This window comes from Burkholderia plantarii (assembly GCF_001411805.1).
Classification (GTDB): domain Bacteria; phylum Pseudomonadota; class Gammaproteobacteria; order Burkholderiales; family Burkholderiaceae; genus Burkholderia; species Burkholderia plantarii.
This window is the reverse complement of record NZ_CP007213.1, coordinates 2,430,237-2,442,781: the sequence shown is the minus strand read 5'-3', so window position 1 is coordinate 2,442,781 and position 12,545 is coordinate 2,430,237. Positions and strand designations below refer to the sequence as shown.

General features: G+C 69.7%; 11 protein-coding genes. All 11 read left to right on the top strand.

The genetic code is table 11. The features are described from left to right. The first annotated feature begins 70 nt into the window (after positions 1 to 70). Positions 71 to 700 (top strand): alanyl-tRNA editing protein, encoded by a 630-nt coding sequence (locus bpln_RS27165; RefSeq protein WP_055140551.1) that lies wholly within the window; start codon positions 71 to 73, stop codon positions 698 to 700. 287 nt (positions 701 to 987) lie between these two features. Continuing rightward, a complete protein-coding gene (leuC, locus tag bpln_RS27160) occupies positions 988 to 2,397 on the top strand; it encodes a 3-isopropylmalate dehydratase large subunit (protein ID WP_042628245.1) in 1,410 nt (469 codons plus the stop codon). 5 nt (positions 2,398 to 2,402) lie between these two features. After that, positions 2,403 to 2,546, top strand: a complete 144-nt coding sequence (locus bpln_RS27155) for an entericidin A/B family lipoprotein (RefSeq protein ID WP_042628244.1) — start codon at positions 2,403 to 2,405, stop codon at positions 2,544 to 2,546. Between the two features lie 71 nt (positions 2,547 to 2,617). Beyond that, on the top strand, positions 2,618 to 3,268 hold the full coding sequence (gene leuD, locus bpln_RS27150; protein WP_042628243.1) for a 3-isopropylmalate dehydratase small subunit: 651 nt from the start codon (positions 2,618 to 2,620) through the stop codon (positions 3,266 to 3,268). 88 nt (positions 3,269 to 3,356) lie between these two features. Continuing rightward, positions 3,357 to 4,424: a 3-isopropylmalate dehydrogenase gene (gene leuB, locus bpln_RS27145; protein ID WP_055140550.1), complete on the top strand. Its 1,068-nt coding sequence runs from the start codon at positions 3,357 to 3,359 to the stop codon at positions 4,422 to 4,424. Positions 4,425 to 4,827: 403 nt separating this feature from the next. Next, positions 4,828 to 5,949 carry an aspartate-semialdehyde dehydrogenase gene (gene asd / locus bpln_RS27140; RefSeq protein ID WP_042628241.1) on the top strand — a complete coding sequence of 374 codons (1,122 nt, stop codon included), beginning with the start codon at positions 4,828 to 4,830 and terminating at the stop codon, positions 5,947 to 5,949. 452 nt (positions 5,950 to 6,401) lie between these two features. Then, positions 6,402 to 8,852, top strand: a complete 2,451-nt coding sequence (locus bpln_RS27135) for a FimV/HubP family polar landmark protein (protein WP_420807388.1) — start codon at positions 6,402 to 6,404, stop codon at positions 8,850 to 8,852. Next, the gene (gene truA, locus bpln_RS27130; RefSeq protein WP_042628240.1) at positions 8,852 to 9,685 is read left to right on the top strand and encodes a tRNA pseudouridine(38-40) synthase TruA; all 834 of its coding nucleotides are present in this window, start codon (positions 8,852 to 8,854) and stop codon (positions 9,683 to 9,685) included. The genes bpln_RS27135 and truA overlap by 1 nt, the downstream gene beginning before the upstream one ends. A 43-nt stretch (positions 9,686 to 9,728) precedes the next feature. After that, on the top strand, positions 9,729 to 10,418 hold the full coding sequence (locus bpln_RS27125; protein ID WP_042628239.1) for a phosphoribosylanthranilate isomerase: 690 nt from the start codon (positions 9,729 to 9,731) through the stop codon (positions 10,416 to 10,418). A gap of 52 nt (positions 10,419 to 10,470) precedes the next feature. Then, a complete protein-coding gene (gene trpB, locus bpln_RS27120) occupies positions 10,471 to 11,664 on the top strand; it encodes a tryptophan synthase subunit beta (RefSeq protein ID WP_042628238.1) in 1,194 nt (397 codons plus the stop codon). Positions 11,665 to 11,671: 7 nt separating this feature from the next. After that, entirely contained in the window at positions 11,672 to 12,520 is an 849-nt protein-coding gene (locus bpln_RS27115; RefSeq protein ID WP_042628237.1) for a DNA-methyltransferase, read from the top strand. The last annotated feature ends 25 nt before the right edge of the window (positions 12,521 to 12,545 follow it).

Genomic DNA, 12,545 nt, shown 5'->3' with positions numbered 1-12,545 from the left:
CGGCCCCCTTGAGCGGCGGCGCCGGCGCCCGCATAGTCGGAGCCTCGATGGCATTGCCCCAGGAGCTTTGATGACGATTCGACGCTATTTCGACAGCGATGCGCTGTCGCTCGACACCGAGGTGCTGGCCTGCGAGCCCGACGACGACGGCCATTTTCGCGTGAGGCTGGCCGAGACGCCGTTCCATCCGCAGGGCGGCGGCCAGCCATCCGACACCGGCCGGATCGGTGCGGCGCGCGTGCTGCACGTGGTTGCCGACGGCGAGGCGATCGTGCATCGCACCGATCGCGCGGTGGCGCCCGGCGCGGTGTCCGTCGAGGTCGACGCGGCGCCGCGCGCGCTGCTTGCGCGGCTGCATTCGGCGGGCCATCTGATCGGCTATGCGGGCGCGGCGTCGGGCTGGCGCGCGGTGAAGGGGCATCACTGGCCCGGCGAGGCGCGCGTCGTGTTCGAGCCGGGCGAGGGCGCGCGGCCGATCGAGGCCGAGGCGCTCGCGCGCGAGGTCGATGCCGTGGTGGCGGCCGCGCTGCCGCGCACGATGCGGATTCGCGACGGCGTGCGCGTCATCGGTTTCGGTGACTTCGAGGCCCATGGCTGCGGCGGCACGCATGTGGCGTCGAGCGAGCAGGTCGGGCGGATCGTGATCGTCAAGCTCAAGGAGAAGAAGGGGCAACTGACGGTGCAGTACGACGTGGCCTGAGCGGGTACCGGCCGCCGCGCTGCGCGCCGCGCCGGCCATGCCGGAACCGGTGGAGCCGTGGCCCGCCCGCTCCCCGGCCCGGCATCCGCCGCCCGCTGCAGGCGCCCCCGCGCCATGGCCAAAATCAGGGCCGGGCTCCCGGGTAACACTTATCCGGGTATTGAAAATACCACTCAAACCACTGTTTTCATTGGGTTTTCCCGGGCGCATGCCGTACCGGGAGACGGCGTTGATGGCATAATCGCTACCATTGAAGCGCCCGTTGTCACCATAACCCCCGCATAGCCATGGCACAGACTCTCTACGACAAATTGTGGAACTCTCACGTCGTCCACACCGAGGAGGACGGCACCGCGTTGCTCTACATCGACCGTCACCTGCTGCACGAAGTGACGAGTCCGCAGGCGTTCGAGGGCCTGAAGATCGCCGAGCGCCCGGTCTGGCGCATCAGCGCGAACCTCGCGGTGTCGGACCACAACGTGCCGACCACCGACCGCACGCACGGCATCGCCGATCCGGTCTCGAAGCTGCAGGTCGATACGCTCGACGCGAACTGCGACAGCTACGGCATCACCCAGTTCAAGATGAACGACATGCGCCAGGGCATCGTCCACATCATCGGGCCGGAGCAGGGCGCGACGCTGCCGGGCATGACGATCGTCTGCGGTGATTCGCACACCTCCACGCACGGCGCGTTCGGCGCGCTCGCGCACGGCATCGGCACCTCGGAAGTCGAGCACGTGCTGGCCACCCAGACGCTGCTGCAGAAGAAGAGCAAGAACCTGCTCGTGAAGGTCGACGGCCAGCTGCCGCGCGGCTGCACCGCCAAGGACATCGTGCTCGCGATCATCGGCAGGATCGGCACCGCCGGCGGCACCGGCTACGCGATCGAATTCGGCGGCTCGATGATCCGCTCGCTGTCGATGGAAGGCCGCATGACGGTCTGCAACATGGCGATCGAGGCGGGCGCGCGCGCCGGCATGGTGGCCGTGGACGACACCACGATCGACTACCTGAAGGGCCGTCCGTTCTCGCCGACGGGCGCCGAGTGGGATCAGGCCGTGCAGTACTGGCGCGGTTTCGCGTCCGACGCGGGCGCGCATTTCGACCGCGTGGTCGAGCTGACCGCCGCCGACATCGTGCCGCAGGTTACCTGGGGCACCTCGCCGGAGATGGTCACGGCGGTGGACAGCCGCGTGCCCGATCCCGAGCGCGAGAAGGACCCGGTCAAGCGCAACGCGATGGAGCGCGCGCTCGCCTACATGGCGCTCGAACCGAACACGCCGATCGAGTCGATCAAGGTCGACAAGATCTTCATCGGCTCCTGCACCAACGCCCGCATCGAGGACATCCGCGCGGCCGCCTACGTCGTGAAGAAGCTGAACCGGCGCGTGGCCGCGAACGTGCGGCTCGCGATGGTGGTGCCGGGCTCGGGCCTCGTGAAGGCGCAGGCCGAGCGCGAGGGGCTCGACAAGGTGTTCCTCGAGGCCGGCTTCGAATGGCGCGAGCCGGGCTGCTCGATGTGCCTCGCGATGAACGCCGACCGGCTCGATCCGGGCGAGCGCTGCGCGTCCACCTCGAACCGCAACTTCGAGGGGCGTCAGGGCGCGGGCGGCCGTACCCATCTGGTGAGTCCCGCGATGGCGGCGGCCGCGGCCATCGAAGGCCATTTCGTCGACATTCGCCGCCTCGGGTAAGCCTCATGCAACGCACGCATCTGCGCCGCCTCGCGGCGGCTTTCGCCCTCGTGGGCATGGTGCTCGGTCTCGCGGCCTGCAACACGGTGGCGGGCATGGGCGAGGACATCAACGCCGCCGGCCGCGCGATCACGCGCGCGGCGAACTGAGCGGCGCGCCCCGCGCGACGGACAATCGATTTCGCCGGCCCGCGGGCCGGCATCCAATCTGGTCACGGATCATGGAAAAATTCACGGTACACACCGGCGTCGTGGCGCCGCTCGATCGCGCGAACGTCGACACGGACGCGATCATCCCGAAGCAGTTCCTGAAGTCGATCAAGCGCACCGGCTTCGGCCCGAACGCGTTCGACGAATGGCGCTACCTCGATCACGGCGAGCCGGGCCAGGACAACTCGAAGCGGCCGCTGAACCCCGACTTCGTGCTGAACCAGCCGCGCTACCAGGGCGCCTCGGTGCTGCTCGCGCGCGAGAACTTCGGCTGCGGCAGCTCGCGCGAGCACGCGCCGTGGGCGCTGCAGCAGTACGGCTTCCGTGCGATCATCGCGCCGAGCTTCGCCGACATCTTCTTCAACAACTGCTTCAAGAACGGCCTGCTGCCGATCGTGCTGAGCGAGCGGGAAGTCACCTACCTGTTCGACGAGACCTACGCGTTCAACGGCTACCAGCTGACGATCGATCTCGACGCGCAGGTGGTGCGCACGGGCGACAACCGCGAGTACGCGTTCGAGGTCAGCGCGTTCCGCAAGTATTGTCTGCTGAACGGCTTCGACGACATCGGCCTGACGCTGCGCCATGCCGACAAGATTCGCCAGTTCGAGGCCGAGCGGATCGCGCGCCAGCCCTGGCTGAACAACCGCCTGATCGGCTGAGGCGGCGCGCCGGCCACGCGCGCGAAGCCGGCCGCGGCCGGCTGCGCGGCCCCGCGCCTGAATTCACAATCTACCCAGGAAAAATCGCATGAAGATTGCAGTGCTGCCGGGCGACGGCATCGGTCCCGAGATCGTCAAGGAAGCGGTGAAGGTACTCAACGCGCTCGACGAGACGTTCGAACTGGAACAGGCGCCCGTGGGCGGCGCCGGCTACGAGGCGGCCGGCCATCCGCTGCCGGAGGCCACGCTGGCGCTCGCGAAGCAGGCGGACGCGATCCTGTTCGGCGCGGTCGGCGACTGGAAGTACGACTCGCTCGAACGCGCGCTGCGCCCGGAGCAGGCGATCCTCGGCCTGCGCAAGCATCTGGAGCTGTTCGCGAACTTCCGCCCGGCGATCTGCTATTCGCAGCTTGTCGACGCGTCGCCGCTCAAGCCCGAACTGATCGCCGGCCTCGACATCCTGATCGTGCGCGAACTGAACGGCGACATCTACTTCGGCCAGCCGCGCGGCACGCGCGAGGCGCCGGACGGCCCGTTCGCGGGCGCCCGCGAAGGCTTCGACACGATGCGCTATTCGGAGCCGGAAGTGCGCCGCATCGCGCACGTGGCGTTCCAGGCGGCGCGGAAGCGCGGCAGGAAGCTGCTGTCGGTCGACAAGGCCAACGTGCTCGAGACCTCGCAGTTCTGGCGCGACCTGATGATCGACGTGTCGAAGGAATACGCCGACATCGAGCTTTCGCACATGTACGTCGACAACGCGGCGATGCAGCTCGCGAAGGCGCCGAAGCAGTTCGACGTGATCGTCACCGGCAACATGTTCGGCGACATCCTGTCGGACGAGGCCGCGATGCTGACGGGCTCGATCGGCATGCTGCCGTCGGCCTCGCTCGACAAGAACAACAAGGGCTTGTACGAGCCCTCGCACGGCTCGGCGCCGGACATCGCGGGCAAGGGCGTGGCCAATCCGCTGGCCACCATCCTGTCGGCCGCGATGCTGCTGCGCTATTCGCTGAACCGCGCCGAGCAGGCCGACCGCATCGAGCGCGCCGTGCAGAAGGTGCTCGAACAGGGCTACCGCACCGGCGATATCGCGACGCCGGGCTGCCAGCAGGTCGGCACCGCGCAGATGGGCGACGCGGTGGTCGCCGCGCTGTAACGCGTGATCCGGCGGGCGTCGGCACTGTCCGCCCGCCGCCGGTCGCCCGCCGCCGGTCGCCCGCCGCCGGTCGCCCGCCGTCGGTCATGACGCGAGCCGGCGCGCTTTGTCCCCTGAAAAAGGGGCTTGTCCCGCGCCGTTCGTGATTGTTTCATGGGGTCGTTGTCCGACCCTGAAGGTTTGTGTAGACTCCAACGCATGGCGCTGAATCTCTTGATCTCCCCGGTCCTGAATCCGCACGGCACAGCCCGTGTGGATGCGCTCGCCATCGTCTCCACGAAAATCATCACCACGAAAACGATCACGAAAAGCTGATCGTCGTCCGTCGTGCCCGCCTGATTTCCCCGCGCGGTTACGCGGGGGGCGGAAAAGGCGGGGAAAACTCTCAAACAAAGGGTGAGTCATGAAGGTAGGTCTCGTAGGTTGGCGTGGCATGGTCGGCAGCGTGCTGATGCAGCGCATGCAGGAAGAGGGCGATTTCGATCTGATCGAGCCGGTGTTTTTCAGCACCAGCAATGCAGGCGGCAAGGCCCCGGCCTTCGCGAAAAACGAGACCACGCTGAAGGACGCGACGAGCATCGACGAGCTGAAGCGCTGCGATGCGATCATCACCTGCCAGGGCGGCGACTACACCAACGAGGTCTTCCCGAAGCTGCGCGCGGACGGCTGGAAGGGCTACTGGATCGACGCGGCCTCGTCGCTGCGGATGAAGGACGACGCCGTCATCATCCTCGATCCGGTCAACCTCGACGTGATCAAGAACGCGCTCGTGAAGGGCAGCCGCAACTTCATCGGCGGCAACTGCACCGTGAGCCTGATGCTGATGGCGCTGGGCGGCCTGTTCCGCGAGAACCTGATCGACTGGATGACGGCCATGACGTACCAGGCCGCCTCGGGCGCCGGCGCGCAGAACATGCGCGAGCTGATCTCGCAGATGGGCGCGCTGCACGGCGCGGTGGCCGACCAGCTGGCCGATCCGTCCTCGGCGATCCTCGACATCGACCGCCGCGTGTCGGCCACGATGAACAGCGAGGCGATGCCGACCAGCCAGTTCGGCGTGCCGCTCGCCGGCTCGCTGATTCCGTGGATCGACAAGGATCTCGGCAACGGCATGTCGAAGGAGGAATGGAAGGGCGGCGCCGAAGCCAACAAGATCCTCGGCAAGCCGGCCATGGGCGAGCCGGGCTCGATCCCCGTCGACGGGCTGTGCGTGCGGATCGGCGCGATGCGCTGCCACTCGCAGGCGCTCACGATCAAGCTGAAGAAGGACGTGCCGCTCGACGAGGTCAACGCGATCCTCGCCTCGGGCAACGACTGGGTGAAGGTCGTGCCGAACGAGCGCGAAGCGTCGATGCGCGAGCTGTCGACGGCCGTCGTCACGGGCACGCTGTCGGTGCCGGTCGGCCGCCTGCGCAAGCTGGCGATGGGCGGTGAATACCTGTCGGCGTTCACGGTCGGCGACCAGCTGCTGTGGGGCGCGGCCGAGCCGCTGCGCCGGATGCTGCGCATCCTGCTCGACCGATAAGACCTGCGCGGTCCGCGTCCGCGAGGACGACGGCGGCGTTCGCGGTGCCCGGCATCCGGCCGGGGGCGGCGAACGCCGCTTCGTTTTTGGCGGGCCGATCGTGCGGTAAGGGCCGCGTATGCCATGCGGCGCGCCTGCTGTTGTCCGCCCCTCGCGCGTGTCGAATGCGATGAAATGCGCGAAAGGCGCGGCGGGTAAAGTAAACTACGCGGCTACGATGCAATCCGGCGTCGCACGCGCAGGGCGCCTCGAGCCGCCGGCGCGTCCGTCCCCGAATCCTGTCCTCCTTCCAACGCGAACCAGGGCCGCGCGCTGCCGCGGCGAATGTGCCGATGACGCTGCGATTTTTCCCCGGTATTTCCTCCCTTGCCCGAATCCGACCGCCCGCCGGGGGCAGCGCTTTCGTGATTCGTCCGATCGCGGCCGCGGTGCTGACGTTGGCCGCCGCGCTGATGTCGGCTGTCGCGCCGCTCGCTCATGCGGCACCCTCGGAGGCTGCCGCCGCGCCGCTCGCGATCACCGTGCGGCCGGGCCAGTCGCTGACCGATATCGCCGTGGCCGTCACGCAATCGCATGATCCCGTGGTGCTCGGCCGCGCGAGCCGCGCGCTGTTCGACGCGAATCCCCAGGCGTTCATGAAACACGATCCGAGCCGGCTGCGGCTCGGATCGACGCTGACCGTGCCGCCGCTCGATGCGAGCGGGGCGGCGCTGGCGGCTCCGGCGGCTTCGGTGCCGGGTGCGGCGGCGAGTGCCGCGCGTGCTGCTGGTGCTTCGACGGCAAGCGCGGCCGCGGCGGGTGCTGCGGCACCGCGCGCCGGGAGCGCAGCAGCTGCGGCAGCTACGGCGGCGGCTACGGCGGCCGGGGCGCGCGCGGACGTGGCGGCGGCGCCAGCCGCTGGCGCGTCGGCGGGCTCGCCCGGCGCGGCGCCGGCGGCCAATCCTGCCACGGTGGCGCCAGCTGCCGCGAACGGCGCATCGCATGCGGCCGACGCCACGGCCGCCGCGACCGGGGGAGCAACGGTGGGCGGTGGGGCGCCGGCGAACGCGGGGGCCTCGGCGGCTGCCGTTGCGCCGTCGTCCACGGCGAACGCGGCATCGGTCGCGCCCGCGGCGCCCGCCGCAGGCGCGCATCCGGCCGATGCCAATTCGGCCGCCGGCACGAGCGGCCCGCACAGCTGGAGCGGCTCGATCCACACCGCGCCGCCGGTCGGTTCGAGCGCGGCGGAAGCCGCGTTGCTCGCGCCCGGCGCCACGGCCGGCGGCAGCGCCGCGCAGGCCCCGGCGGCCGCGCAGGCACGTCCGTCGAGCCTCCAGCAATTGCTCGCGTTGAAGAACCGCGTGCTGATGGAACTGCAACAGCACGGCATCGGCAAGCCGGCCGCCGAGAACGCGGCGCCGTCGCCGAAGGTGGCCACGCCGGCATCGACCCCGGCCGCGGTGAGCGCGCCGGCCACCGCCTCGGCCGCGAGCGCCGCCGAGGAGGGTTCCGCCGCCTCGGCCGCCGCGTCCGCATCCGCGCCGGCCCCGACCGTGGTGGCCACGCCGAAGCCGGCCGCCGCCCAGCCGGCATCATCTTCCGTTCCGCTCGACCGGACCGCGGCGATCGCCATCGGCGTGGCCGCGGCGGCGCTGATCCTCGGTTTCGCGTTCCGCCGCCGCAAGCGTGCGGAGCCCGACGAAGCGACGCCGACGCCGGCTCCGCAAACGCCGGAGCGCGACGTCGACGCGCGTCCGACGCATATCGCCGAGACCGTCGTGCCCGCGGCGGCCGGCGCCGCCGCCGTTGCCGTGGCGACCGATGCGGCGTCGCACGAACCGGAGCCGGTCGCGCGTCACGCGCAGGGCGAACCCGAGCCGATCGAGCCGCCCGTCGTGGCGCCGACGCCGCACGAGGCTGAGCCCGCCGCGCCGATGACGCTCAAGGACGAGCCGCTGCCGCCCGCGACCGAACCTGTTGAACCTGTTGAACCTGTTGAACCTGTTGAACCTGTTGAACCTGTTGAACCTGTTGAACCGCCGAAAACATCCGGGCCGCCGGTGCTGACCGAGCAGCTGGCATCGCCCGCCGCCATGGCCGAACCGCTCGTGCCGAGCGAACCACCGGCACCGGCCGGACCCGAAGCGCAGGCCGAGCCGCCCGCGCCGACGGTCCCCGGGAACGACCTGCCGGACGCGGCCGCGCCGCCGTCCGGCCAACCCGAAAGCGGGACGCCGCCCGCGCAGCACGAAGCCGCCGGGACGACGCCCGTCATCCCCACGAGCCCCACCGAATTGAATGACCTGACTTACCCCGCTTCGGCCGACGTGCCCGCGCACGAATTTCCGGCCGACGCGGTGTCCGCGCTCGACAGCCTCGACATGCCCTTGCCGCCGCGCGTCGGCGAGCCGGAGCCCGGCCTGCCCACGCCGCCTGATTTTGCATCGCAAGAAGCAACTAACGGTCTAGCCGCCGAGACCCCTCGAAGTTCACCCGCCGACGCCTCGGCATTCATGCCCGATTCACCCGGCCAGCCGGCATCCAGCCACGGCGAGCCGCCGGCCGCGATTGCGGGGGAGGATCAATGGGACGACGACGAACCGCTCGACCCGCCCGCATCCGGATCGGTCCCCGAGAGCCGTCCCGCTGCTGCGTTCGGCGCGCTCGGCGGCGCGCAATTCGGCGCGCTGAATCTCGATTTCGACCTCGACCTGCCGGTCGGCCCGAGCGCGACGCTGCCGCCGCCGACCGACGCGGCGCTCGACCGGATCGCGCAGAACAAGCTCGAACTGGCCGCCGAATACGTCGAACTCGGCGATCTGCACGGCGCGCGCACGCTGCTGAACGAGGTGGTCGACGCGGGCCGCGCCGGCACCAGCGACGCCGCGCGCACGCTGCTCGCGAAACTCGCCGACGCGACGTGATGCGGATCGCGCTCGGCATTCAGTACGACGGCGCGGCGTTCCACGGCTGGCAGTCGCAGCCGCACGGCAACACCGTGCAGGACACGCTGGAACAGGCGCTGAAGGCGTTCGCGCTGGTGCCGCTGCAGACCGTGGTGGCGGGGCGCACCGACACCGGCGTCCACGGGCTCGGCCAGGTGGTTCATTTCGACACCGAACTCGACCGCACCGATTTCTCGTGGGTGCGTGGCACCAACGCGTTTCTGCCGCCGAGCGTGGCGGTGCAGTGGGCCAGGTCGATGCCCGAGACGTTCCACGCCCGCTTCGCCGCGTTCGAGCGCACCTATTACTACGCGCTCTACGTGCATCCGGTGCGCTCGCCGATGCTGGCCGCGCGCGCGGGCTGGGTGCATACGCCACTCGACGTGGAGGCGATGCGCGCCGCCGCGGCGCACCTGATCGGCGAGCACGACTTCTCGTCGTTCCGCTCGTCGGAATGCCAGTCGAAGACGCCCGTCAAGCACCTGCACCAGATCGACATCCGCCCGTCGGGCAGCTTCATCCATTTCCGCTTTCGCGCCAACGCGTTCCTGCATCACATGGTGCGCAACCTGATGGGCTGCCTGATCGCGGTGGGGCGCGGCCGCTATCCGGCCGACTGGCTCGCCGAGGTGCTGGCCGCGCGCAATCGCGAACGCGCCGCGCCGACCTTCGCGCCCGACGGCCTCTACCTGGCCCATGTCGGCTATCCTGAGCACTTCGCCGTGCCGCCCGCGCAACTCGGCAGCGTGCCGTGGAGCACGGTCTGGGCCGATCTCGACGCGCCGCCGCCGGCACCGCCCGCCAATCCGTGATGCGGGCGGCGATGCCCGCGCCCGAGCCGATTTTTTGTTGACGATGACCGATACCCCGATTTCCCCCGGCGCCGCGCCGCGCCCCCGCACCCGCATCAAGCTGTGCGGGCTGTCCCGTCCCGCCGACGTCGAGCACGCGGTCGCGCTCGGCGCCGACGCGGTCGGCTTCGTGTTCTATCCGAAGAGCCCGCGCGCGGTCACGCCGCAACAGGCCGCCGATCTCGCGCGCCGCCTGCCGCCGTTCGTCTCGGCCGTCGGCCTGTTCGTCAACGCCAGTGCCGACGACCTCGCGCGCGTGCTCGACGCGGTACCGCTCACCACGCTGCAGTTCCACGGCGACGAGACGCCCGAGCACTGCCTGGCGCTCGCGCAGGAGGCGCGCCTGCCGTGGCTGCGCGCGTTGCGCGTGGGCGACTCGACGCGGCGCGCCGATTTGGTAGAATCGGCACTTCACTATTCGACAGCCGCCGGCTGGTTGTTCGACACCCATGTGCCGGACTACGGCGGTAGCGGCAAGGTCTTCGATTGGTCACTTATTCCCGCAGAGCTCGTGCATCGGGCCGTTTTGAGTGGTGGCTTGAACGCTCGAAACGTCGGTGATGCGATTCGCCAGGTCCGCCCCTACGCGGTCGATGTCTCCAGTGGCATCGAGGTAGCGGGCGAGAAGGGCGTGAAGGATCACGCCCGGATGGCGGCGTTCGTGAGCGCGGTGCGCGACGCGGACGCCCGGTGAGCCAAATGCCGGCGCGGCCCCTGCGCCGCGCCGTCCAATCGAGAGTCACGGCATGTACAACCTTCCTGATGAGCAAGGCCATTTCGGCCCCTATGGCGGCGTGTTCGTCGCCGAAACGCTGATCCACGCGCTCGACGAACTGCGCGGCGCCTACGAGCGTTTTCGCGACGATCCCGAATTCGTCGCCGAATACAACCGCGAACTGAAGCACTTCGTCGGCCGCCCGTCGCCGATCTACCACGCGCAGCGCTGGAGCGAGATGCTCGGCGGCGCGCAGATCTACCTGAAGCGCGAGGACCTGAACCACACGGGCGCCCACAAGGTGAACAACGTGATCGGCCAGGCGCTGCTCGCGCGCCGGATGGGCAAGAAGCGCGTGATCGCCGAGACCGGCGCGGGCCAGCACGGCGTGGCCACGGCCACCATCTGCGCGCGCTTCGGCATGGAGTGCGTGGTCTACATGGGCTCGGAGGACGTGCGCCGCCAGGCCGCCAACGTCTACCGCATGAAGCTGCTCGGCGCGACCGTGGTGCCGGTGGAATCAGGCTCGCGCACGCTGAAGGACGCGCTCAACGAAGCGATGCGCGACTGGGTCACCAACATCGAGACGACCTTCTACATCATCGGCACGGTGGCCGGCCCGCATCCGTACCCGATGCTGGTGCGCGACTTCCAGCGCGTGATCGGCGACGAGTGCAAGGTGCAGATGCCCGAGATGACGGGGCGCCAGCCCGACGCGGTGATCGCCTGCGTGGGCGGCGGCTCGAACGCGATGGGGATCTTCTACCCGTACATCGACGACACGAACGTGCAGCTGATCGGCGTCGAGGCGGCCGGCGACGGCCTGGACACGGGGCGCCACGCGGCCTCGCTGACGGGCGGCAGCCCCGGCGTGCTGCACGGCAACCGCACCTACCTGCTGCAGGATGCTGACGGCCAGATCATCGAGACGCATTCGGTGTCGGCGGGCCTCGACTATCCCGGCGTCGGCCCCGAGCACGCCTGGCTCAAGGACAGCGGCCGCGCGCAGTACGTGCCGATCACCGACGAGGAGGCGCTGAAGGCGTTCCACGATTGCTGCCGGATCGAGGGCATCATCCCGGCCCTTGAATCGAGCCACGCGATCGCCTACGGCGCGAAGCTCGCGCCGAGCCTGCCGAAGGACAGGATCCTGCTCGTCAACCTGTCGGGCCGCGGCGACAAGGACATGCATACCGTCGCCGAGCGCGGCGGCATCACGCTCTGACGCCCGGATGCGCGACCTGATCGAAGAGCCCGCCGGCGGCGCGGCCAGCGAAACCGGCGCGGCTTCGGCCGCGGCGCCCGCGCGCGCGCTGCCCGGCGGCATCGACCTGCGCCACCGCGATTTCCTGACCGATGCGGCGAGCCTGCCGGACGCCTCGATCGACCTGATCGTGGCCGATCCGCCGTATGGGCTCGGCAAGGACTACGGCAACGACTCGGACAAGCTGCAGGGCGACGCGCATCTCGCGTGGACGCGCCAGTGGCTCGAGCTCGCGATCCCGAAGCTCAAGGCCAGCGGCTCGCTGTACGTGTTCTGCACCTGGCAATACGCGCCCGAGATCTTCAGCTTCCTGAAGACGCGTCTCACGATGGTCAACGAGATCATCTGGGACCGGCGCGTGCCGAGCATGGGCGGCACCACGCGCCGCTACACGTCGGTTCACGACAACATCGGGTTTTTCGCGGTGTCGAAGGGCTATTACTTCGATCTCGATCCGGTCCGCATCCCCTACGACGCCGAAACGAAGAAGGCCCGTTCGCGCAAACTGTTCGAAGGCAGCAAGTGGCTCGAGATGGGCTACAACCCGAAGGACGTCTGGTCGATTTCGCGGCTGCACCGCCAGCACGCGGAGCGCGTCGACCATCCGACCCAGAAGCCGCTCGAACTCGTCGAGCGGATGGTGCTGTCGAGCTGCCCGCCGGGCGGCGTGGTGCTGGACCCGTTCATGGGCAGCGGCACCACGGCCGTGGCGTGCGCGCGGCACGGGCGCGGCTTCGTCGGCTACGAGATCAACGAAAGTTACTGCGCGATCGCGCACGAGCGCGTGGCCGCGCTCGCCGCGCCGGCGGATGCGTGACGCGGGCCGGATGCCCGCCTGCACG

Bases quoted from the DNA above. Each gene is read 5' to 3' on its own strand.
- asd (WP_042628241.1), top strand. From the start codon at position 4,828: ATGAAGGTAGGTCTCGTAGGTTGGCGTGGCATGGTCGGCAGCGTGCTG.
- bpln_RS27165 (WP_055140551.1), top strand. From the start codon at position 71: ATGACGATTCGACGCTATTTCGACAGCGATGCGCTGTCGCTCGACACC.
- leuC (WP_042628245.1), top strand. From the start codon at position 988: ATGGCACAGACTCTCTACGACAAATTGTGGAACTCTCACGTCGTCCAC.
- bpln_RS27135 (WP_420807388.1), top strand. From the start codon at position 6,402: ATGTCGGCTGTCGCGCCGCTCGCTCATGCGGCACCCTCGGAGGCTGCC.
- leuB (WP_055140550.1), top strand. From the start codon at position 3,357: ATGAAGATTGCAGTGCTGCCGGGCGACGGCATCGGTCCCGAGATCGTC.
- leuD (WP_042628243.1), top strand. From the start codon at position 2,618: ATGGAAAAATTCACGGTACACACCGGCGTCGTGGCGCCGCTCGATCGC.
- bpln_RS27125 (WP_042628239.1), top strand. From the start codon at position 9,729: ATGACCGATACCCCGATTTCCCCCGGCGCCGCGCCGCGCCCCCGCACC.
- bpln_RS27155 (WP_042628244.1), top strand. From the start codon at position 2,403: ATGCAACGCACGCATCTGCGCCGCCTCGCGGCGGCTTTCGCCCTCGTG.
- bpln_RS27115 (WP_042628237.1), top strand. From the start codon at position 11,672: ATGCGCGACCTGATCGAAGAGCCCGCCGGCGGCGCGGCCAGCGAAACC.
- truA (WP_042628240.1), top strand. From the start codon at position 8,852: ATGCGGATCGCGCTCGGCATTCAGTACGACGGCGCGGCGTTCCACGGC.
- trpB (WP_042628238.1), top strand. From the start codon at position 10,471: ATGTACAACCTTCCTGATGAGCAAGGCCATTTCGGCCCCTATGGCGGC.